23 protein-coding genes and 1 tRNA gene are annotated in these 23,261 nt (G+C 30.8%); 8 read left to right on the forward strand and 16 right to left on the reverse strand.

The annotated features are described in order from the left end of the window. Nucleotides 1–75 precede the first annotated feature (75 nt). On the reverse strand, nucleotides 76–291 hold the full coding sequence (gene rpsU / locus H3S88_RS00815) for a 30S ribosomal protein S21 (protein WP_034882800.1): 216 nt from the start codon (nucleotides 289–291) through the stop codon (nucleotides 76–78). A 184-nt stretch (nucleotides 292–475) separates the two neighbouring features. On the opposite strand from rpsU, the gene hemB reads away from it, so the two are divergent. The 3 genes from hemB to H3S88_RS00830 all read left to right on the forward strand — a co-directional run bounded on the left by hemB (nucleotide 476) and on the right by H3S88_RS00830 (nucleotide 3,529). Beyond that, the gene (gene hemB / locus H3S88_RS00820) at nucleotides 476–1,489 is read left to right on the forward strand and encodes a porphobilinogen synthase (protein WP_198226386.1); all 1,014 of its coding nucleotides are present in this window, start codon (nucleotides 476–478) and stop codon (nucleotides 1,487–1,489) included. 381 nt (nucleotides 1,490–1,870) lie between these two features. Further along, nucleotides 1,871–2,641, forward strand: coding sequence for an IS1 family transposase (locus H3S88_RS00825; RefSeq protein ID WP_198226384.1), 771 nt, complete (start codon nucleotides 1,871–1,873; stop codon nucleotides 2,639–2,641). A gap of 87 nt (nucleotides 2,642–2,728) precedes the next feature. Beyond that, on the forward strand, nucleotides 2,729–3,529 hold the full coding sequence (locus H3S88_RS00830) for a hypothetical protein (protein ID WP_198226382.1): 801 nt from the start codon (nucleotides 2,729–2,731) through the stop codon (nucleotides 3,527–3,529). Between the two features lie 37 nt (nucleotides 3,530–3,566). Here the strand turns inward: H3S88_RS00830 and nudC are convergent, their stop codons facing one another. The 6 genes from nudC to epmB all read right to left on the reverse strand — a co-directional run bounded on the left by nudC (nucleotide 3,567) and on the right by epmB (nucleotide 8,214). Further along, the gene (gene nudC, locus H3S88_RS00835) at nucleotides 3,567–4,370 is read right to left on the reverse strand and encodes an NAD(+) diphosphatase (RefSeq protein WP_198226380.1); all 804 of its coding nucleotides are present in this window, start codon (nucleotides 4,368–4,370) and stop codon (nucleotides 3,567–3,569) included. A gap of 58 nt (nucleotides 4,371–4,428) precedes the next feature. Continuing rightward, complete coding sequence (yidC, locus tag H3S88_RS00840; protein ID WP_198226378.1) at nucleotides 4,429–6,057, reverse strand: membrane protein insertase YidC; 1,629 nt, start codon at nucleotides 6,055–6,057, stop codon at nucleotides 4,429–4,431. Next, entirely contained in the window at nucleotides 6,057–6,332 is a 276-nt protein-coding gene (gene yidD, locus H3S88_RS00845; protein ID WP_198226718.1) for a membrane protein insertion efficiency factor YidD, read from the reverse strand. The genes yidC and yidD overlap by 1 nt, the downstream gene beginning before the upstream one ends. Nucleotides 6,333–6,346: 14 nt before the next feature. Further along, nucleotides 6,347–6,703, reverse strand: a complete 357-nt coding sequence (gene rnpA / locus H3S88_RS00850; RefSeq protein WP_198226376.1) for a ribonuclease P protein component — start codon at nucleotides 6,701–6,703, stop codon at nucleotides 6,347–6,349. 11 nt (nucleotides 6,704–6,714) lie between these two features. Beyond that, a complete protein-coding gene (gene rpmH, locus H3S88_RS00855; RefSeq protein WP_025314679.1) occupies nucleotides 6,715–6,855 on the reverse strand; it encodes a 50S ribosomal protein L34 in 141 nt (46 codons plus the stop codon). Between the two features lie 330 nt (nucleotides 6,856–7,185). Continuing rightward, nucleotides 7,186–8,214, reverse strand: a complete 1,029-nt coding sequence (epmB, locus tag H3S88_RS00860) for an EF-P beta-lysylation protein EpmB (RefSeq protein ID WP_198226374.1) — start codon at nucleotides 8,212–8,214, stop codon at nucleotides 7,186–7,188. 32 nt (nucleotides 8,215–8,246) lie between these two features. Here epmB and efp point away from each other — a divergent pair, with 32 nt between their 5' ends. Further along, a complete protein-coding gene (gene efp / locus H3S88_RS00865) occupies nucleotides 8,247–8,813 on the forward strand; it encodes an elongation factor P (protein WP_034882790.1) in 567 nt (188 codons plus the stop codon). A 154-nt stretch (nucleotides 8,814–8,967) separates the two neighbouring features. On the opposite strand, the gene trmL is transcribed toward efp, so the two are convergent. The 4 genes from trmL to thiI all read right to left on the reverse strand — a co-directional run bounded on the left by trmL (nucleotide 8,968) and on the right by thiI (nucleotide 13,190). Continuing rightward, complete coding sequence (gene trmL, locus H3S88_RS00870; RefSeq protein ID WP_198226716.1) at nucleotides 8,968–9,453, reverse strand: tRNA (uridine(34)/cytosine(34)/5-carboxymethylaminomethyluridine(34)-2'-O)-methyltransferase TrmL; 486 nt, start codon at nucleotides 9,451–9,453, stop codon at nucleotides 8,968–8,970. Between the two features lie 22 nt (nucleotides 9,454–9,475). Further along, entirely contained in the window at nucleotides 9,476–10,855 is a 1,380-nt protein-coding gene (gene cpxA, locus H3S88_RS00875) for an envelope stress sensor histidine kinase CpxA (protein ID WP_198226714.1), read from the reverse strand. A 41-nt stretch (nucleotides 10,856–10,896) separates the two neighbouring features. Beyond that, nucleotides 10,897–11,607: a response regulator gene (locus H3S88_RS00880; RefSeq protein ID WP_198226372.1), complete on the reverse strand. Its 711-nt coding sequence runs from the start codon at nucleotides 11,605–11,607 to the stop codon at nucleotides 10,897–10,899. Nucleotides 11,608–11,738: 131 nt separating this feature from the next. Continuing rightward, entirely contained in the window at nucleotides 11,739–13,190 is a 1,452-nt protein-coding gene (thiI, locus tag H3S88_RS00885; protein WP_198226370.1) for a tRNA uracil 4-sulfurtransferase ThiI, read from the reverse strand. Between the two features lie 424 nt (nucleotides 13,191–13,614). Here thiI and secG point away from each other — a divergent pair, with 424 nt between their 5' ends. The 3 genes from secG (at nucleotide 13,615) to H3S88_RS00900 (ending at nucleotide 15,196) form a co-directional block, all read left to right on the forward strand. Next, nucleotides 13,615–13,989 (forward strand): preprotein translocase subunit SecG, encoded by a 375-nt coding sequence (gene secG / locus H3S88_RS00890; protein ID WP_086326976.1) that lies wholly within the window; start codon nucleotides 13,615–13,617, stop codon nucleotides 13,987–13,989. A gap of 7 nt (nucleotides 13,990–13,996) precedes the next feature. Continuing rightward, nucleotides 13,997–14,082 (forward strand) — tRNA-Leu (locus H3S88_RS00895). A gap of 625 nt (nucleotides 14,083–14,707) precedes the next feature. Then, nucleotides 14,708–15,196, forward strand: coding sequence for a hypothetical protein (locus H3S88_RS00900; RefSeq protein ID WP_198226368.1), 489 nt, complete (start codon nucleotides 14,708–14,710; stop codon nucleotides 15,194–15,196). Nucleotides 15,197–15,403: 207 nt separating this feature from the next. On the opposite strand, the gene H3S88_RS00905 is transcribed toward H3S88_RS00900, so the two are convergent. After that, complete coding sequence (locus H3S88_RS00905) at nucleotides 15,404–15,829, reverse strand: MerR family transcriptional regulator (RefSeq protein WP_198226366.1); 426 nt, start codon at nucleotides 15,827–15,829, stop codon at nucleotides 15,404–15,406. A 132-nt stretch (nucleotides 15,830–15,961) separates the two neighbouring features. Here H3S88_RS00905 and lepA point away from each other — a divergent pair, with 132 nt between their 5' ends. Beyond that, nucleotides 15,962–17,758 carry a translation elongation factor 4 gene (gene lepA / locus H3S88_RS00910; protein ID WP_232352479.1) on the forward strand — a complete coding sequence of 599 codons (1,797 nt, stop codon included), beginning with the start codon at nucleotides 15,962–15,964 and terminating at the stop codon, nucleotides 17,756–17,758. Nucleotides 17,759–18,425: 667 nt separating this feature from the next. Here the strand turns inward: lepA and H3S88_RS00915 are convergent. The 4 genes from H3S88_RS00915 to H3S88_RS00930 all read right to left on the reverse strand — a co-directional run bounded on the left by H3S88_RS00915 (nucleotide 18,426) and on the right by H3S88_RS00930 (nucleotide 23,146). Next, nucleotides 18,426–20,537, reverse strand: a complete 2,112-nt coding sequence (locus H3S88_RS00915) for a peptidase domain-containing ABC transporter (RefSeq protein WP_232352480.1) — start codon at nucleotides 20,535–20,537, stop codon at nucleotides 18,426–18,428. Further along, nucleotides 20,530–21,822, reverse strand: a complete 1,293-nt coding sequence (locus H3S88_RS00920) for an HlyD family secretion protein (RefSeq protein WP_198226360.1) — start codon at nucleotides 21,820–21,822, stop codon at nucleotides 20,530–20,532. Before H3S88_RS00920 ends, H3S88_RS00915 begins: the two co-directional genes overlap by 8 nt. A gap of 310 nt (nucleotides 21,823–22,132) precedes the next feature. Then, a complete protein-coding gene (locus H3S88_RS00925) occupies nucleotides 22,133–22,354 on the reverse strand; it encodes a hypothetical protein (protein WP_198226358.1) in 222 nt (73 codons plus the stop codon). A 573-nt stretch (nucleotides 22,355–22,927) separates the two neighbouring features. Next, on the reverse strand, nucleotides 22,928–23,146 hold the full coding sequence (locus tag H3S88_RS00930; RefSeq protein ID WP_086326965.1) for a hypothetical protein: 219 nt from the start codon (nucleotides 23,144–23,146) through the stop codon (nucleotides 22,928–22,930). Between the last annotated feature and the right edge of the window lie 115 nt (nucleotides 23,147–23,261).

The raw sequence follows: 23,261 nt of genomic DNA on the forward strand, positions 1-23,261 counted from the left end.
TACGGCTTGTAAAAATTTTTTATAAAAAATAGATAAAATTGAATTTTATATCAATTTAAACTTTTAGTATAAATATTAATATAGACGAGTGCGACGAGCGTTTTCTCTTTCTAATTTTTTAGCATGACGTTTAACAGCAGCTGCTTTTGCGCGTTTACGAATAGTAGTTGGTTTTTCGTAAAATTCACGATTACGGACTTCAGCTAAAACTCCTGCTTTTTCGCAAGAACGTTTAAAACGACGTAACGCTACATCGAAAGGTTCATTTTCACGTACTTTAATTACTGGCATGTGCCTCTCACCTCAAATTTGTTTAATATCACAAAGGACTAAAAATTAGTGCGCAATTTTACCTCTAATGGATATATGTTGTAAAGTAAAATATCCAATTATTGTATCATAACAAATTAATTTGCTAATCTCCCTACTCAATTAGATAATAAAACCATTTTTATTAATATAGATAGGTATTTTTATGTCATCGTTTATTACCGGTCAGTACCCCAAGCGCCGCTTACGCCGCAATCGTGTTTATGATTTTAGTCGCCGTTTAGTTGCAGAAAATCAGCTAACGATTAATGATCTAATTTATCCTGTTTTTATCGTTGAAGGAAACAATATCATTGAACCCGTTTCATCCATGCCAAACGTTGATCGAATGAGTATTGATATACTATTAAAAGAAGCTGAATATGTAGCTAAACTAGGTATTCCTGTTCTTTCATTATTTCCAGCCATTGAACCAGCAAAAAAATCATTACTCGCACAGGAAGCTTATAATGAAAATGGATTAGTACCCAAAGCGATTCGAGCATTAAAAAAAGAAATTCCTGAGTTAGGTATTCTAACTGACGTAGCCCTTGACCCTTACACAACGCACGGACAAGATGGTATTATTGATGAACATGGTTATGTGCAAAATGATATATCTGTCGAAATTCTTGTTAAACAAGCGTTAATTCAAGCCCAAGCTGGTGCAGATATTATCGCGCCAAGTGATATGATGGATGGACGCATCGGCGCAATTCGCGATGAGTTAGAAAAGTATAATTTTGTTAACACTCAAATCATGGCGTATTCAGCAAAATATGCTTCAAGTTTTTATGGTCCGTTTCGTGATGCCGTTGGATCCGCTCCAAATATAAAAGGCGGTAATAAAAAAACTTACCAACTTGACCCCGCCAACAGTAATGAAGCTTTGCAAGAAATTTATCAAGATCTTAGCGAAGGGGCTGATATGGTCATGGTAAAACCAGGTATGCCTTATCTTGATATGGTTAGAAGAGTAAAAGAGAGCTTCGCCGTTCCAACATTTGCTTATCAAGTTTCTGGCGAATATACCATGCTGTGCGCAGCAATTGAAAACGGTTGGTTAGATAAACAGTCCGTAATTATGGAATCCTTACTTTGCTTTAAACGCGCTGGTGCAGATGGAATATTAACTTATTTCGCTAAACAAGTAGCTGAATGGTTAGTTCAAAAACAATAAAATTTAATGAACTCACAATAAAGTCCCCATATTTATATAGTGGGGATATTTATCAAAAAAGTAAAAGAATTCATTTATTTTATCGGATTTATTCATTCTATTTTTTTACAAAATTAGCTATTAAATACAAAAAAATTTTCAAGTTTCCCCAAATGACTAATGGTATTTCAATTTTATTATCATGGCTTGAATTTTATAGCTTCACTCTTTTCATAATTATTTTGTCTATCAATTGTAAATATTAATAATTAAAATGATTTAATGCCAATATAAAATTAACAACCTGTGTTTCATAAAGCATGTAAAAAAGTTTCAGGAAAACTATATGTTTATGTAAAAATTTGGTAATATTTCATCAGATTAGTTACAAAGGAATGAAAAATGATTTATAAACTCATACCGAATGAATTACATAAAGAGCTTAATGATTTTCGTAATGATTTAGAGAGAATAGCCTCACAACATGTTGAGGTTTGTCCTTTTTGTGATAAAAAGGAATTTTATTTAATCCGTTCAAAACCAACTACCACTTACCGTTGTAAAGCTTGCTATAAATATTTTACGGCAGCAACGAATACACCTTTTAACCGTCTAACACCTTTTAATTGGTTAGATACCATTTTTGTTAGCCGTATAAAAAATTACAGTTATCAGGCAATAGCAAATATATTTGAATGTTCAACTGAGAAAATAATGCGCCGTGACCATGCAATAATTAATCACTTAAAGCTACATTATTTACCATTATATAAATGGTATATCAATAAACAACAGACAACCTTAAATCCAATCTTAATTGAACAACATAATTATATCAAATCAAAAATAAATACTTTACTTAATACACAAACGCCCCCTTGTTTACACTGTAACTCAACAGAAACGGTCAAAATAGGCAAACGAACATGTTACCGGTGTAAACGATGTCGACATAGTTTTAATCTTTTAAGCAATACTAAACTAAACCGTTTACCCAAATCTGAATTATGGTTGAGCTTTATTGATTTACTTATAGATGGGCAAGACAATACACAAATAGAAAAAAAACTAAAATTAACGAACAATACCGTAAGGCGATGGCGAGCTGTATGGTGTGAAATGATGATAAATTGGAATTGTGAAGCCCTATCTATTTGGTGTAAAGGTCATTAAAACAGTAAACATAGTACGATGAGTTATAGTTTGATGTTCTACTCTAAATATTTTTAAACAATAATACTAATAATGGAAGATAATGTTATGAAAAAATATATTTCTCTTTTAAATATAAGTTTATGTAGCAGTATATTATTAATTAGTGGTTGTGATGACAAAAAACTAACTAATAGAAACCCAACTCAAATTGCGGTTATTAACAGTTATCTTTTTCATACAGAACCAGAATTATTACCAGATAACAAATTATTTAAACAGCAAAAAATTGAAGGTTCATCGAATAAATTAATTAACTATAATAATTTAGGCTATGTAGATAATTATAATTTAGAAGGATTATATGGTGAAATCAATTATGATAAAGCCAAATACATTTACGGGATGAAAGAAACTAGAAATGAATATGGAATTACCTTTGACAATGCAAAAAACATTCTTGGCATGAAAAATAGTAATGGAGATATCGTTGCTATTTCTGAATTTGATGAGCAAGGCCATTTAGTAGAAACAACTTTATCTCACTTTGCAGAAAATAATATTATTTTTAATAGCAAAATAATTTATGAACAAGATCGAGTTGAGATGGTTTTATATAATGCTTATATTCCAGTTAATGAAAAAACCAAATTTCCTGTGTTAGTACAAGAAAAAGATATTATTTACAATGATAATAATCAATTAGAAAAAACTATCACTAAGTCATTTAAACTATCATCGAATGGTGACATCATAATTAATAACAAAAACGAACAAGAAGTTGAAATAACTGAAACTTGTACTTATTCTGATTATAATGAAAACCGAGATTGGACAAAAGCAATCTGTGTAACGACTGGTAATGAGTCAAAAACCGTTAATTTAATAAGAACCATTGAATATCAATAGATTTATTTATTATTTTTTAATACTAAAGAGAATATGATTAATCATTACCATACTCATCATATTCTCGGCAAAGTATAATGGTATCTTCAATTAAGCGCCGAGCAATAGTCCCATATTCGGGAATCTTAGGTAACTGAGAGTAATGATACCAATTTGCTTCAACTAACTCGCTAGTATCTACATGAATTTCACCACTTTCATAGTCTGCCAAATAAGCCATCATCAATGAATTAGGAAATGGCCAAGGCTGCGAACCTACATAACGAATATTTTTAATTGTTATTTTTGCTTCTTCAAATACTTCTCTCTTAACTGCCATTTCCATCGTTTCACCAATTTCAATAAAACCAGCTAAAACAGTGTATAAACTATCTTGATTATGCCTAACATGTTTTGCCAATAATATTTTATTTTTATTGCGAATAGCGACAATGATAGATGGCGAAATTTGTGGATAATAGCGTTCATTACAGTTGCGACACATACAACACCATTCTGTTGTACTAATATGCATTTCGTGCCCACAATAACCACAATATTTATGAGAACGATAAAACTCTGATAATTGAACGGCTCGTCCAGCCATATAAAATAATGATTGTTCATTATTACCAAGCAAAGTTCGAATTGAACTCATTGCTGTTTTCATTTCTCGGCAAATAAGCCAAGCTGTTTGACCATTCCACTCACCAATAGGTTGGGCAATTAGATTTGTAAAACCTAATTGTCTGGCATTTCCAACAGGAACTTCACCATTTGGTAACCATAGTCGTCCATTTTTACTGACAAACCAATAACCTGTTTCATTACCATTCAAATTTATTTGTTGCTGTATATTCATATCAATTTACACCAAAAACAACGAAAAAGGAGGGTCTTAACCTCCTTTATTATCAATATTATTTCTTTTTCTTCTCGTGAAGTCCTTTTTTCTCAAGTTCCCAATAAATGATGCGTTGCTGGGCAATTGTAAATAAGTTACTTACGATATAGTATAAAACTAAACCTGCTGGAAACCATAAGAAGAATACCGTAAAGATTAATGGCATATAAGTCATTAACCTTTTTTGTAATGGGTCAGCCGCTGGTGTTGGAGACATCATCTGAATTAAAAACATGGTACCGCCCATTAATAAAGGAAAAATATAATAAGGATCTTGTGCGGATAAGTCATAAATCCAAAGCGCAAATGGGGCATGACGTAGCTCTACAGCATTACCTAACATATAGAATAGTGATAAGAAAATTGGCATTTGAATAAATATTGGCAAACAACCACCTAATGGATTTACTTTTTCTTGTTTATAAATCGCCATGGTTTCCATACTCATTTTTTGTTTATCATCACCATAACGTTCTTTCAATGCTTCTATACGAGGTTGTAATAACTTCATTTTTGCCATTGAACGATATTGTGCACGTGTCAATGGGAATAAAATACCACGGACAATAAAAGTAATAATAATAATTGCAACGCCCCAGTTACCTACAAAACTATGAATAAATTTTAACAAATAAAATAGTGGTTGTGATAAGAACCATAACCAACCATAATCAACGGTTAAATCAAGATGATTGGCTGTCTCTTTCAATTGGTCTTGAATTTCAGGTCCCAACCATAATTTTGCACCAATAGTTTGACTATTACCTGGTTGAATAATAGTTGATTCACCTTTGAAACCAATCGTTGCTTGAGATTTGTTAGCTGTAGCCCGAGAATAAAATAAATTGTTTTGATCCTGAGCTGGCACCCATGCCGTTACAAAATAGTGCTGTAGCATTGCAACCCAACCTGTTTGGGTACTTACATCTAAAGCTTTATCTTTTATATCATCAAAACTATATTTACTATAGTTAGTGTTAGAACTAGAATAAGCCGCACCGCGAAAAGCATTTAGGCCTAACCCTCCGCCACCTTCAGTCACAGTACCTTTAGGTAACTCTATAGTTTGTTTTAATTGACCATACATCGAAACATCAATAGGACTTCCACTTTGGTTATTTATGTCATATTGTACATCTATAGCATAATTACCTCGATGTAATATATAATATTTAGTATAGCTAACACCATTAACCTGATAAGTCAGTGGTACACGCAATTCATCTTGTCCATCAGCTAATACGTATTCGGTTTGTTCTGTTTGATATACTGGTCGTTTTGATCCTTGAATTGCATTATCAGGGCCATCTTTACCAGTTAAGCCGCTTTCAGCAACATAAACAAAATCAGGACTTGATGTTAATAATTGGAAAGGAGTACCTGAATGAAGTGTTTGCTCATATTTTAATAATTGAGCAGCTTGCACATCGCCGCCATAAGTATTGATAGTAAGTGATAATACATCTGATTTTACAGTGATTGTTTTACCAAGCACGGCACTATTAGTTGAATTATCTTCCCCTAGCTGTTGTGTTAACTGGTTAATCACAGGCGGCTTGGGAGCATGATCTTCTTCCCACGCTTTCCAAATAAAAAAAGATACAAAAAGTAAAGCAATGACTAAAATATTACGTTGAGATCCCATTAGTGTTTTTCTCTATTGGTTTTAATTTTAGGAGGAACAAAATCTTCTCCTCCTTCATGTAAAGGGTGACATTTTAATACACGTTTAACCATTAGCCAACCACCTTTTATTATTCCAAAGCGTCTTAATGCAATTACAGCATATTGTGAACATGACGGCGTAAAACGGCATTTAGGACCAAATAAGGGACTAAGGATACGTTGATATATCCGAATAAAAAATATAAAAATATTAATTATCAATAAATTAAATGCACAAACATGCCTTTTTATCATTAATTTTAATTTATTTAAATTTTTTGCTTGGCTATGATTCGTTGGCATAGTTTATCAAATATCTCAACTATTTGTTGATTATCTAAGTCAATAACAGGAGATTTAGCCATTAGAATAAAATCAATATTAGGGAATTGATGTTGATGATAACGAAAATATTCCTTCACAAGCCGTTTGATACGGTTACGTTCATGGGCACGCTTTACCTGCTTTTTAGCTATGGCAAATCCCAAACGAGCATGTGCTAAATTATTTTTACGTGAAACAAGCGTAAGGAAAGGAGATCCAGCTCTGATGGATTCTTGGAAAACATAACTGAAATCAAAGGGAGTTAACAATCGCAACTCCCGAGGATAAGTGAATTTAATCACTCAACTTTAAATCAGCTAGCAACAGTTAAACGAACACGGCCTTTAGCACGACGGCGAGCAAGAACTTGACGACCGTTTTTTGTTGCCATACGAGCACGGAAACCGTGAGTTCTATTGCGTTTTAATACTGATGGTTGAAATGTGCGTTTCATGACGATTTATATCCAAATCTAATTTATCAACAAGGTTGTAGAGTGTAAACTCCACAGCATTAATTAAAGAGGTCGGAATTATAGTGTTTATTTCCTTTGTCGTCAATGAGATTTTAACAGATAAATTTTTAAGAAATCCATTAACTCCTGATTAAGATACAATTATATAAAAAACTGATACATACCCTATTAATTTAAGCATATATTTTAATCCTTATTGTCGATAAATAATCAGCAAAATAATAGTTTATGAGATTAATTTATCTTCTTTATAGGCTGATATCATGTATCAAAAACAACTCCAAAAAAGAGATACGAAAATTAAATTTCTTAATTATTAAATGCAATGACACGTTTACTTTTTTCACCACCGATTTCACGCGCTAATTTAGGCACTAAATATCCTGAAACTTGAGCTGCTAGTTGTTTCATTATTTGTTTGGCTTTCTCATCATTTACCATAAAGTGAGCGGCCCCCTGCACCTTATCAAGTAAATGGATGTAATAAGGCAAAATGCCAATATCAAATAGTTTATTACATAATTGCGCTAATGTTTCGGCTTTATCATTAACATTTTTTAATAAAACGCTTTGATTAAACACAGTTACACCTTGATGTTTTAACAGTGAAATAGCTTTAGCTACATTTTCATCAATTTCATTTGGATGATTGATATGAGTAACCATGATAATTTGTAATCGGCTTTTAGCAAATAGCTGACAAAGTGTTGATGTAATTCGTGATGGTATCACAACGGCTAAACGAGTATGAATTCGTAACCGTTTGATGTAAGGTATCTTTTCTAATTCTTTTATCAAAAATTCAATCTCATGATCTTTAGCCATTAAAGGATCTCCTCCAGAAAGAATAATTTCATCAAGTTCTGGGTGATTGGTAATATAATCAAGCGCAATGCTAAGATTCTTTTTATTTCCTTGGTTTTCATGGTAAGGAAAATGTCGCCTAAAACAATAACGACAATTTATGGCACAAGCTGTTTTAGTAATTAATAAAGCACGATTATGATATTTATGTAGTAATCCTGGAATAGTATTTTGTTGTTCATCCAAAGGATCATTACTGTATCCATCTACATTAATCATTTCATGATCATCGCAAAGAACTTGTAATAACAATGGATCTTTATAATTCCCCTTTTTCATTCGATTTATAAAAGCTATAGGAACACGAAGCGGAAATTGTTTTTTCGCTTGTAACATAGTAATTGAAATGGAATTAGGATCTAATTCTAAATAAGAATAAAGTTCCTTGATATCTGTCACGACATTGTTTAGATCTAATATCCATTCATCTTTATTATTTGGTTGTTCAATTTTTTGCTGTATAATATGACTCATTTTTGTAATTCAGAATGATAGTTGGAGCTTTTATGGCATCTTATAGTACAAATGAGTTTAAAGCTGGTCTTAAAATAATGCAAGATGGCGAGCCTTGTGTAATTGTTGAAAATGAATTTTATAAGCCTGGTAAAGGACAAGCAATTAACCGAGTAAAAATTAAAAAACTACTTTCAGGCAAAACAGTTGATAAAACTTTTAAGTCAGGTGAATCAGTTGAAGCCGCTGATGTTGTTGATATGAATTTAACATATTTATACACTGATGGTGAATTCTGGCATTTTATGAATAATGATACTTTTGAACAACTATCTGCCGATGCTAAAGCCGTTGGTGATAATGCAAAATGGTTAGTTGATCAAGCTGAATGTATCTTAACATTGTGGAATGGTCAACCTATCGCTGTTACACCTCCAAATTTTGTTGAATTAGAAGTTATTGAAACCGATCCAGGCTTAAAAGGTGATACTGCAGGAACAGGCGGAAAACCAGCAACTTTATCAACTGGTGCGGTTGTTCGTGTACCATTATTCGTGCAAATTGGTGAAGTGCTTAAAGTGGATACTCGTTCAGGTGAATATGTATCACGTGTTAAATAATGATGGTGGTTTTATACAAAAATATTATTAACCAAAAAAAGAGGTTACGTTAACCTCTTTTTTGTTTTAAGTAGTTTTAAATGGTATACATTTAATTCAATGACAACAGATTAATCTTTATATTAATTGTGATAACTTCATTGTTAATAATGAATTAATTAAATTGTTTTGCACCAAAATAATTTAATTGGCGCCATGATTCATAAACCACCACCGCAACAGAATTAGATAAATTCATACTTCGACTATTAGCTAACATAGGAATACGAATCTTTTTATCTTGTGGTAATGCATCAAGAACTGATGCAGGTAAACCTCTAGTTTCGGGACCAAACATCAAAAAATCATTATACTTAAAATTCACTTCACTATGAGATTTTTGACCTTTAGTCGTTAATGCATAAACTTGTGTGATTAGGTTAAGTTGGTTTATCTCTAAAAAATGAGTAAGATTTTTATAACGCGTTACGTTGACAAATTCTTGATAATCAAGACCTGCTCTTCTCAGCTTTTTGTCATCCCAAAAGAATCCCATTGGTTCTATAATATGCAAATTAAAACCTGTATTAGCACAAAGACGGATAATGTTACCAGTATTAGCTGGAATTTCTGGCTCAAATAAAACGATATTTAAGGCAATGTTTGACACAATACTTTCTCTTCTATTGTTTATATTTCTGAATTGGTAATACTATCACAATTCTAAGTCCTCCAAGATGACTTTTCTCTGCTTTAACATTGCCATGATCTTGCATGATGGCATTAGCAACAATAGCTAGCCCTAAACCAGTTCCTCCGGATTGACGATCTCGCGCTTCACTAGTACGATAAAATGGTCTAAAAATTTGCTCAAGTTCCTTGTCAGCTACACCAATTCCATCATCGTCAATACTAATTATTATCTGATTTTGCTGCGCAATAAAGTTAACAACGATTTCATGATTAGAATAGCGGAATGCATTACGTATAACATTTTCAAGAGCACTACATAAAGCCATAGGATAACATAAAATAGTATGACTAGTTGGAAAGTTAGTCACTAAAAACTTTTTCCCTATTTGTTCTGCTTCAAATGTAGCATTATCAAGTACTTGTTTGAATAATAGATTAATTTTCTTAAATTGACGAATTTCATTATTATCATATTGCTGTCTTGCTAATGACAATAAATCACCAATCATAGAATCAAGCTTTAATGCTTCATTATTGATACGTATAACTTCATTACTTTCGCCTTGTTTACGTCGTAATAAAGAAGTTGCAAGTTGTAAACGTGTTAAAGGAGTACGAAGTTCATGGGAAATATCGGAAAATAGACGTTGTTGTACTTCTTGCATCCGTTTAAGTTCTCTTAACATATGGTTAAAGCTAGCGCCTGTTGCTTTATATTCAGTAGATCCTATTTTTTCTAGCTCAGGCCACTCTTGTAAATTACCTTTAGCAACCTGATCTGCCGCTTTTTTTAATCCTCTTGCAGGTTTAGCGATACTCCATGATAACCATAGTAAAAAAGGAGAACTGATTAACATCATTAGTGTTAATAACAATAGAGGATGATCAAAAAGTAAATTAACAAATTGAGATTGAACATCGGATGCTGGTTGTAAAACATATAATTGATATGGTTCATCAGCATAATGAACCAAAAATGGTCCTATAATTTCTTGGAAATCATAAATCTTCTTAGCTGGATCTGAAATATTATGTGATATTTCGCTAAAATTTCTAACTAAATCAATATTCTTGGTGTCGGCAGTAATATATTGCTCATTTGGAGTGACAATAAATAAAAATTGACCAGATTTTTGGTAAGTATCCATTACAACAATAAAACGCATCCACCAACGAAAGCTATCTTTAGGTACATTGGATAGATCTTTTTCTATTTGTTTAGCTAACTCGTTACCGGTTTCTCGCTCTTTATTTGCAATGTAAGTTAAGTTTCTAGAATCTAAATTTGGTAATAAAATGATTAATGCTAAAAAAAAAGCTATCGTCAAAAGGAAGATAGTGAAAATTCGAACAGTTAAACGATCAAAAATCCACATATCACCACACCTAATTTAAAACTATACTGATTTCGTTATACATCATCATGATTATCAATAACAAATAAATATCCCTTAGAACGTAAGGTTTTAATCCACGGTAAACCATCACTACGAGGAGGAAGTTTTTTCCTTAAATTAGATACATGGACATCAATTGAGCGAGCAAGCGGAATAAATTCCTTACCTAAGACTGTTTCGCTCAACGTATCTCTAGATATGATTTTACCACCATTTTCAAGAAATTTAAGTAATACTTGAAATTCCGTACCAGTTAATTCTATATACTTATTATCATAATAAACTGACTGCTGTTTTCGATTTAATACCAATTTATCAACTGTATACTGTTGAGGAAGATCATCTGTTTCATTAACTAAATTATCCCAGCGCGTTCTACGTAATAGCGCGTTGATTCTAGCTATAAGTTCTCTATCATTGAAAGGTTTTAAAATATAATCATCAGCACCAAGTTCAAGCCCAATAATTTTATCATATTCATTATCTTTAGCCGTTAAAAAAATAACAGGGACAGTAAATTTGCTTCTAAGTTGAGATAACACATTTAATCCATTCATTTCAGGCATCATTATATCGAGCAGAACCAAATCAAATGACATATCAAACTTCTCTAAAGCTTGCACGCCATTATTCGCCGTTTCAACTTCAAACCCCTCTAGTTCAAGAAGCTCGGATAACAACGAGGCGATTTCTGGATCATCATCCACTACAAGTAATTTGTTCATTACAATCCTCTGTTTACTCATATATCATATTTATTTTTATCGAATTACATCAAGGTTTCACACTTTGCCAAATTATTATATATGCAAAAAATGCTATCAATACTAACAATATAGTAAATAATTGTTAAGTTCTACAATTTTAATACGTTAACATTAGAAAAACCTTGATCAATAAGATAAAGTGCTTGTAATTTACTCATCACTCCACGGTTACAATAAAGCAAATACTGCTTGCTTTGATCCAAATCACCAAATTGGGAGGCTAATTTATAAAAAGGAATTATTTTAATTTCAACATTATCGCCTAATAGTAAAGGATCATCCTCTTGTTCATCTGATGGGCGAATATCAATAATAATATGATCGTTATTAAGAGTCGATACGGTTTCAACCTGTTGAATTGTTGTGTCTGATTGTTTAGCTATTTCACGAATATCAATGTTTTCTGCATCTTCTATAGCTTTATTAAGTATTGAAAAATCAAAATTCAACTCTTCTGCTTCAATTTTTTCTTTAATGGCTTTGACAGTTGGACTTTTAGATATTACACCACAAAATTCAGGCATGGTTTTAGCAATATCTTCAGTGCCGATTTGTCGAGCAAGATTGATAATGGTTTCTTTATCGTGAGTGATTAGTGGACGTAAAATCAATGTATCACTAACATTGTCAATTAAGCGTAAATTAGTTAATGTTTGACTTGATACTTGACCAAGAGCTTCACCTGTCACAAGAGCTTGTACATTATAACGCTGAGCTATTTTAGATGCGGCACGGATCATCATTCTTTTTAAGATTACACCCATTTGTCCATCATCAATTTTTTCCAAAATCTCACCAACAACATCTGAAAAATTGATAGCAATAAAACGTACTTTATGTGAACTTCCAAAACGTTCCCATAAATAGTGAGCCATCTGTTTTACACCAATTTCGTGAGTTTTTCCTCCAAGATTAAAAAAACAGTAATGAACTCGACTACCTCGTCGCATCAGCATATAACTTGATACACCTGAGTCAAATCCACCAGAAATAAGTGAGATAACATCTTCTTGAGTACCAGTTGGGAAACCACCAATACCATCATGTCGACCTTTAACAAGTAATAACTTATCATTGTCAATTTCTAAATTAACCGTAACCTCAGGGCGTGTTAGCTTTACCTTAGCTGAAGGCACATATTTATTAAGTCCACCACCAACGTAACGTTCAACATCAATTGAAGTAAAGTCATGCTTTCCTCTGCGTTTAACCCTTACACAAAAAGTTTTATTTTCAATTAAAGGGGCATAGTAATTTAAAGCTTTTTCGAAAATATCATGCATATCGACATAAGTTAGTTCATCGACAGCTAGAATATGATGAATACCAGGGATTCGGGTTAGTAGTTCTAGAATTAAGGTTTCACTATTTGCTATTTTTGGACGAACTTCAATAAAATCCCAATGACGAATAACAGCAACATCTTCTATATGATGTTTTAATATATTACGAATATTGCTAGTTAATATTTTGATAAAACGTAAACGAACGGAATCACTTTTAATCGTGATTTCAGGAAAGAGTTTAACAATAAATTTCATAAAACTAAGATATGTTCTAAATAAAAATAGCGGTCATTATACTGTTTTTCTAAAAAAACATACAATTTAATCCAACAAATATTGAATCTAAAATGGATTAGAAAAACAATTTGTTATATCAAATCATTTGAAAATATTAATTTAAAATGATATTTATTACTGTAACTTGATCATAATTGATGTAATAAAGTTTTATTTTGTATCTAAAATAAAGAATTTCTATAAATCAACTACCCTACCGATTAAAAACAGTAAACGAATATAATTTTTTTGTATAAAAATTAATATTGATAATAGTTTTAAAACGTCGAAACTCAAATTATACCAACAATACCTTAAATTTTACTTGCTTGTTGCTCTGTCTTTCGTTAATATTTCGCTTCAATAAATTCTGTTGTATAAAACATAAAATTGACAGGTTGAAATGTACGGACTTTTAATTATAAGTTATTTGATCATTGCACTAGCAATAATCGTATTAGTTTTAATTCAGCGAGGAAAAGGCGCCGATATGGGGTCTTCTTTTGGTGCGGGTGCGTCAGCAACTTTATTTGGTTCATCAGGAAGTGGGAACTTTTTGACTCGCACAACAACTTTATTAGGTATATTATTTTTTGTGATAAGTATTGTTTTATCTAATTTAGGTAGTCGTGCTCACATCACCTCAACTGGTGAATTTGATAATCTCGAAGATACTGCTCCGGTAACAACTCAGCAAAGCGAGAGTGGCATTACTCCAACAACAGATCCTGTTGTTCAACCTGGACAAATAAATCCAACATCAGATATTCCTGAATAAAAACGGCGCCGTGGTGGTGAAATTGGTAGACACGCTATCTTGAGGGGGTAGTGCTCTAAGGGCATGCGGGTTCAAGTCCCGCCCACGGCACCAAATCAATAAACAGCAACATTCTTTTAAATTCTTTAAAACACATCAAAACTAACAAACACAAGGCTTAACGTCTATTTTGTTATTCATTAAGCATCAGTAAAATACACATTTACAACCAAATTTTTTAGGTATATGAATAGTTATACGGATGCAATATAACTAAAAATCGTGTAACTATGGTACGTATAATCACCTCGTTAATTAATATCCAAATCAAAACGTTATTTTGTCAACAAATAAAAATATATAATACTAAATTAATCATGTTATTAAACATACTATTATATTTTTTACTTAGCAATTCTCACTAATAAAACATAATATCTAAAAATTATTTTATTTAGAATAATTAATTTTTAGAATATAAACCACCATTAGTAAATTTTTGAAATATGACCTACCCTTATTTTTAGATATAAATTGATGATACTTTTTATGAAGGTTTATTTTTTTGTTTAAATCATAAGAAATCAATTATTATTAAAAAAACGAAAGAAAAATATAAAAAAGTATATATCACCTCTATTTTCGGCTATGCTATAAAAGTTCATTTAATAGTTTTTCTATTAGTCTTTATTCTCTTTTTTTATCAAAATAATTACTAAACTCATCAATGGAATATATTATGAAAAAATTAATATCAATATTATTGTTAAGTAGTTTATTTTGCAGTCATAGTTATGCTAATGAAAACCAAAGTAGTTTTCAAAAACAACCTAAGTCACAAAATAATAACCAATACATAGAGTATAAAGCTCAGTTGGCTGATAATGTTTTTTTATCATTTTTTGTCGATAACCAAGAGCAAAAGGCAATACCTGTATTATTTAAAGATGGTAAAAAATATCAACCGTTGAGTGTTGAATTTTGTGTTAAAGATTCTGATGAATGTTGGCGACAATTCCTTTATCATAATTCACTTTCCAAAATTACCTTTAACTTTGATAAACCAGAAAATAAAAAAGATTTATTAGAATGGAAAATAGATTATATTGATAACAATCAACTAGTCACTACTGATTTTATGCTTCCTCCGAAAACAGGAGCTTTACCAAATGGTGATGACGACTATGATCCTTATATTCTTTGGCAATCTGACTTAAGTAATTTCTAAAATTACCTTATGATTCTCGAATAAGATAAATAAGTTAATATAATTGAGATAATGACTGAGTTCTAAGCAGATTTTTATCAATTATATTAGCTTATACCTTTTAAAAAACTAAAAATTATTTATTCTTAACCAATTATACTTAAAGATACAATATAAAAGGTCTCGTCTCTTTTTAGTTATAAATTTTATCAATAATAACTTATTTTTTTATTTAAGACTATTACTCTTTTTGTAATAACTTTTCTTAAACCTTAATAATGCTAATTGCTCATTTAGTTCAGTTATGGTATCGATTAAAATCTTTTCTTGTTGATTAATGATAGTTAGACGTTCATCCAATGTTTCATCACCTTGTAAGCATAACTTAACATAATGTTGTACCTCTTTAATTGACATATTCGCATTACGTAAGCATTCAATCAATTTTGCCCATTGCAAATCTGCATCAGAGAAAAGTCGCTTTTCGTTCTGATCGCGTTGTAGAAATGGAAATAATTTCAATGAATCATAATACCTTAGTGTATGTACTGATAGGCCTAACATTTTAGCTGCTTTAGTCACTGTATACTTAGGTGTTTGGTTTAGTTCACCATTTTGAGCTATTGATGCAATACAGTCATTTATATTTACCATATTTATACCCATGTATTCATAAAAATCAATTAAATAGCTTATTAATCATAATGATTTGATAAACTTGACTTAGAGTTACTCTAACCATTATAGTTCACGCCAATATTTAATAAAAGTATGGGAGAAATTAAAATGAACCCAAATAATATAAGAAATTTTTGTATAATTGCCCATATCGATCACGGTAAATCGACTCTAGCTGATAGATTAATTGAGATGACAAATACGGTCTCTGAACGTGATATGAAAGAGCAATTATTAGATAACATGGATCTTGAAAGAGAACGTGGTATAACTATTAAGCTTCAAACTGTTCGTATGTATTATAAAGCATCTGATAGTATTGAATATGAATTAAATCTAATTGATACCCCTGGCCATACAGATTTCAATTATGAAGTTTCACGGAGTTTAGCTGCTTGTGAAGGTGCATTGTTACTTGTTGATGCTACCCAAGGCGTGCAGGCACAAACTATTGCAAATTTGAAATTAGCTCAAGAACAACATTTAACTATCATTCCTGTTATTAATAAAATTGATATGCCAAATGCTGATACTGAAAGTGTAATTAAGGAACTTGAAGAACTTGAGGGTATAAATTTAGACAATGCTATTTTAGCTTCGGCTAAAACTGGGATTGGAGTTGACAACATTTTAGAATCCATCATTGAAAATATTCCTGCACCTGAAGGCAACAAAGATAAACCTCTTCAGGCATTAATATTTGATTCCCATTATGATGTCTACCGAGGTGTTGTGCTACATGTTCGCATTTTTAATGGTTCAATTCGTACGGGAATGAAAATTAAAATGCTCAAAAGTGAGCTTGAATTTGAAGCGTTACAAGTAGGGGTATTTTTACCTGCCATGAAATCGGTCGAAGAACTTATGACTGGTGAAGTAGGATTTATTTCTACAAATATTAAAATTGTGTCAAATGTAAAAGTGGGTGATACATTAATTGAACCCAATAAACCTGATACCAATGCAGTGCCTGGTTATAAAGAGGTTAAACCAATGGTTTATGCCGGCCTATTTCCAATAAAAAATGAAGATCAAGAAAAACTGAAAGATGCCGTTGAAAAATTATCGCTTAACGATTCAGCATTCATTTATAAACAAGAAAATTCAATGGCACTTGGAGCGGGATTTCGATGTGGATTTCTAGGTATTTTGCATATGGAAATTATTCAAGAAAGACTTGAACGAGAATATGGAATCGAAATTCTATCTACATTTCCTAGCGTTGAATATCGTGTAACGTTAAAAAATGGTGAAATTATTAGCGTTAACAACCCTATGTTACTGCCGAGTTTTGAAAAGATCGAGTATATTGAAGAACCATTTATTGATGCAGCAATTATTATTCCTATGGAAAATATTGGCGAGATTATGGAACTCTGTCAGGAAAAACGCGGTATTTATGTCGATATGATTTATCTGAATAATAAAATGGCCGAGTTGACATTTAAACTGCCAATTTCAGAAATTGCTTATAATTTTTATGATTCACTTAAATCAATTACTCATGGATATGCATCAATAGATTATCGAGACCGATGTTATATTGTAACTGATTTGGTTAAAATGGATATTTGGCTGAATGATGAAATTGTCGATGCTTTTTCCTTTATTTTGCCAAGAGATAAGAGCTTTGAACGCGGTAAACAAATAGTTCAAAAAATGAAACATGTTATACCTCGTAAACTCTACCCAATGCCAGTACAATCAGTAGTTGAAAATAAAGTCATTGCAAGGGAAGACATTCCACCATTACGTAAAAGTGTAACAGGACGTGGCTATTCCGGATCTGCATCCAAAAAGAAAAAGATAGCTAAAAATATTAAGGAAAATAAAATTAGGCAACGTAAGTTTGGCGGTGTTGATATCCCACAAGAAGCATTTCATGCGGTATTGGATATTCATTGATAATACTAATAGTTGCTGTATTAATTGTATATAATTTAATATTTTGTTATTTTCTAATAAACTCGGATAAAGAAAGTTTTGCTGACAATCGTTGGCAAAACTTTTTATCGTACATAATATAAATTATTTTTTATGTAATCCCACTTAACACAACAATATAAAGTTCTCGATAACAGAAAATTAATGATGACATTATATACCTGTGGTATTAGCTACTGTGTTCTTACTATATCTTTATTTTTGTATTTATATAATTATCATATTCTATAGACTTAGTATTCTGAACATAACTAAAACAAAAAAACTTAAATAACTATTTTTTTAATTATTGAATCTCAATATTCAGAATAAACTAACTTAAATAATTTTTTTACTCTTAATTTTAATGTGCAACTTTCTGCAAATAGAGAAGTGAAAATGAGAAGCGAAAAATATCAGGAATATTACTATTGCAGAAAATTTTCTAATTAAACATGGTAGTAACAATGTTTATACTAGCTTTAATTCTTTTGTCATCCAAAATTATAAATCACATATTATTGTTAATAAATTGAAGTATTTTATCATCTCAAACTACTTCTTTAATTTTAAAAAACTTTATTACCTATTTATATGTGAAAATTTTTGCTTCTCATTATTTATTTTTGTCTATTTTACTTGCTAATTTTTAACGGTTTACTGAACCAATATCAACAATACGATCAGCACTTTCTATTGTTGATTTTCGATGAGCGATAATAATACGCGTTATTTTTAATGAAGATATTGCCTTATTAATTGTAAATTCATTATCTTCATCTAGATGACTTGTTGCTTCGTCAAGAAATAATAAACAAGGTTTACGATACAATGCTCTTGCAATTAGCAACCGTTGTTTTTGCCCACCAGATAAGCTATTTCCTAACTCACTCACTAACGTTTCGTATCCCATAGGCATACTCATAATTTCGTTATGAATATTGCAATATTTTGCACATTCAACAAGCCATTCATAATTTTTTTCAGTATCGAAACTTGAAATATTATCAGATATAGAACCAGCAAAAAGTTTATCATTTTGTAATACACTACCAATAATATCTCTATAATTATTGACACCAAATTTATAAATATCAATTCCGTTTATAAGAACTTCACCATGTGTAGGTGTAAGCAATCCATTCATAACTTTCATCAATGTTGTTTTACCCGCACCTGATGGACCAATAATTGCAACACTTTCACCTGCTCGAATTTTCATGTTTATATTAGTAAAAATAGGTTTAGAAAGATTATCGTATTGATACGCTATATCGCGCAATTCAAATTCAACAGGAATATCTTTAGGGAATGAGTATTTTGATTCAATATCATTTTCAGTATCAGTTAACACAATATCGGTTAGTCGTTCAGTATGTAAATTTAGCATTTTCAAATCTAATACCATATTTATCAAATTTGCAGCCTGTTCTGAGAATTGAGCTCGATATGCAGTAAATGCGATAAACATACCTAGCGTCATCTTATCATCCATAACAAGTGCAGCACCAATCCACAATATTGACGTTTGCTCAATCATCATAATCAATGTGTTAACACCACTAAATATCATTTCTAATTTAGTAAGACGAATATTTGCGTTAGTTGTATCAATATTCATATTGAGCCAATATTGAGCCCTTGACTCAGTGAGTTTCAGTGATTTTAAGGTATCAATACCATATAAGCTTTCCATAAAATGGGAATTAGCTTTTGCCTCTTTCACTATTTTTTCTTCTGATGCTTGTCGATAACGCTGATAGGTTGCCACACGTAATATTATATATATTAGAGTAAAACCACAGACAATCCATACCAACCAGCCCCCATACAAAAACATCATGATAAAAACACCAATTGACATCAAAATATTAATAATACTTTTTACTATATTATTAGTTAGTGTTTTACAAATTATTTCTAAGGATGAAAAACGAGACTGAATATCACCAAGTTTTCTTTTTTCAAAATAAGCTAATGGTAACTTCATTAAATGACCAAAAAGACCTGCTTTCCATTGAATATCGACTAAAGATCCCATAATTAATGATGACCAAGAACGTAACATAGCAATAAATGTTCTAAATAATATAAAAAACAGTAATCCTACACAGATTAATCCGAGTAAACTATGATCTTTTGCCATAATTACATGGTCCATGACCAATTGAGTTCCAACGGGTAGCAATAAATTAATGGATTCTATAATGATAGATAGTGATAAAATTTTAACTAAAAACCCTTTTAAACCATCAATTTGAAAGAGCATTTTAATCAAACTAAGTTGACTGCGTTCTGTGCGAGGTTTAAACTCTTTATCTGGCCACAACTCAAGCGCTATCCCACTAAAATGTTTTGACATTTCATTAAGACCTACTTCACGGCGACCAAATGCAGGGTCATGTAAAATAAATTTACTTTTTTTAACCGCAACTAATACAACAAAATGATTGAGATCCCAATGTAAAATACAAGGGGTTTTTAACTGTTTTATCTCATTTAAATCTAAGGAAAGTGGACGGCTTCTTAAATGTACAGAAGCTGACATATTAATTAATGTAGCAAGAGTTACTCCATGTGATGACACGCCAATTTGATTCCTTAGACTAAATAAATCTACGTTCATCCCATAATAACGGCAAATCATAGTTAAACATGCAAGACCACATTCAGCTGCTTCTGTCTGTATAATTTGTGGTAATTTTCTTTTCCAACCAAAATGTAAACTTTGAAGTATATGCTGAAACTGATTTCTATTCATTGATTGGTCCTGTAATACTTTTCTGAATATCATAAAAAGGTGATAGCATCCATTGATAAATAGGTCTTTTTTCTAAAAATAGAGTAATGTCAGCTTTCATTCCATTTGTTAATTTAATTTTACTATTAAATTTAACCATTTGTTGTTTATCCAGCGAAACCATTACTTTGTAGTAAGCTTGATAATTAATATTATTTTGAGATAATGGCGAACTACTATACGTTGACATTTCTTGGCTAGAGGCAGGCACATTGGATATTGACATAATTTCACCTGAAAACTGCCCAAATTTTTGATAAGGATAAGCTTCATAACGAATATTAATCTTATCATTAACTGAAATATAAGGAACACTTTCATTAGGTGCCCAAAGAACTAAATAGTAACTATCAGCATTAGCTGGGATAAGTTGTGCTAGACTATCATCTGTTTTTACCATCTGACCGTCTGTTACACTAAGTGATTCAATTCGCCCATCACTAGGAGCGCTAATAATTAATGTTCCTTTAGCATTTACTTCTGTTAATTGACGTTGTAGAGCATTTAATTGAAATTGGTATTCAGATATTTTGTTATCAAAATCAGCTATTTTTGTAACTAATTCGCTATTGAGTTGTATGATACTTAAGTTCTCTTGTATTATTTGATTTTGTAAAAATTGATAAGAATTTTGTTGCTGATAATATAAATATCTTTGATTATTGAATTGTTCATTATTAATAAGTCCCTTTTTTTGGTAATCAGCATAGTTTTGCATGCTTTCAAACATTTCACTCATACCTTTTTCTGCATTTTTGACGAGTAATAATGAATCTTGATGAAATCTATTATATTCATCTATTTGTTGTTTCAATGCATTTGATGTGATTAGTTTATTTTCTTTTAGAGTTTCGATAATTTCGTATATATTATTGATTTGATTATTAATTGATTCGATTGTGTTTTGAGTGACATTACCTAACTGCGTAGTTTGACTAACATCTAAATCATAAATGGGGTCACCTTTTTTAACTTTATCGCCTACTTTTACATGAGAGTTAATAATAAAACCTTGCTGTGTTGAAAATAAATTAATCGCTCTTGGTTGTGTAGTTATTTCACCAGGTACATTAATTCGTCTAGTATAAGTACCGAATATGGCAGCAAGTACTAAAACGATAATAAAAACAATCGATAATAAAAAGACAAACCATGCAGAATACCCTTTTATTAATAATGCTTTTCCCATCCATTTTGCTTTCTGGTAATTAATAGCTTCTTGACGAAACAATCCATTATTTTCCATAAAATATTTTACCTGTTTGTACTTTTATACTTAGTTGTTAATAATAATTTTTATTATTTAATTATTTCAATAAATTATTCAATTATATGAGTTTTAATTTTGATAAAAAAATCACGTTTAAAATATATTAATAAGTCTATTACTGAATATAATTTACTTAAAAATCAGATCGATTCCATAATATATGACCAACCAAATAAAATAAGTTCTTAATTAACTTTTTGTTTATTTTCAAATAACTAGATCATTTTTTAAAACAAAACGAGAAGCGAACAATCGCTTCTCGTTTAACTATATTAAACAATATTAATTAAAAACGAACAGAACCTGGAAAATGTAGACCTAAATGAGTTTCTACAATCTTACCAATATTTTCGCCTAATATTTGGCCTGCATTTTGGGAAGATTGAGTTAAATCATTATTGATTGCATCAATTACAGCACCAATGCCAGCACCTAAAGCACCTGCTGCATCCATAATAGCACCAGCTCCAGAAACTTGTTCAACTTCAATTAAATTTAATTCTTTCATAATATGTTCCTTTTTTCCATAATAATTTTTTGCAAATTTGAATTAAAAAACACCAATTATTACATGGTATCAATTAAATTCATGATCATTTAAACAGAAAATAAAATATCGATCAAGTCAATTATTATTACGCATAATTTTCACATGAAAAAAATGAACGTTTAATTGAGCATAAATGTTTTAAAATTAATGATTATTTTTACTTAATATTAACTTTTTATAGATAAAAAATTAATGTTAGGTAAGCACAAAAGGAGGTTGTTATTTTTTTGATAGTATGAAGGTAAACAAGAAAAATAATTTCATATACATGTTTTCCTTTTCAAATTAATTGATGATAAATAAGGAAATAATGACAAAATTTTTACTTTCATATTCATGGATAATTTATATCTAATAAAATCCATATAGAAATAAACCATTTAACATGTTAGTTGATATTTTAATTTAACAATTATTAATGATTTCAAAATAAAAACGCTAAATTTTACCTTTAAGGTATATATTTCATTCCTATATGATTTTTAACAATAAAACGAGAAGCGAATCATCGCTTCCCGTTTAAGACATTAATTAAGGACGAAGTGTTGGGAAAGGTAAGCCGATAATAGCTTCAACAACTTGACCGATACCTTGGCCTAATAATCTACCTGAATCTTGTCCAGCAGTGCTTACGTTATGATGAGCTGCATCAACAACAGCACCAATACCAGCACCTAAAGCACCGCCTGCATCAGCGATCCAGCCAGCACCAGAAACTTGTTCTACTTCTACTAAATTTAATTCTTTCATAATGTGTTCCTTTTTTCCACAATAGTTATTTTCAATACTAGAATCTAAAAAATACCATTAATACATGGTACTGTTTAAACTCATAAATATTTAAACAGAAAATAAAATTTGAATC

The organism is Gilliamella sp. B14448G11 (assembly GCF_016101765.1).
Taxonomy (GTDB): domain Bacteria; phylum Pseudomonadota; class Gammaproteobacteria; order Enterobacterales; family Orbaceae; genus Gilliamella; species Gilliamella apicola_N.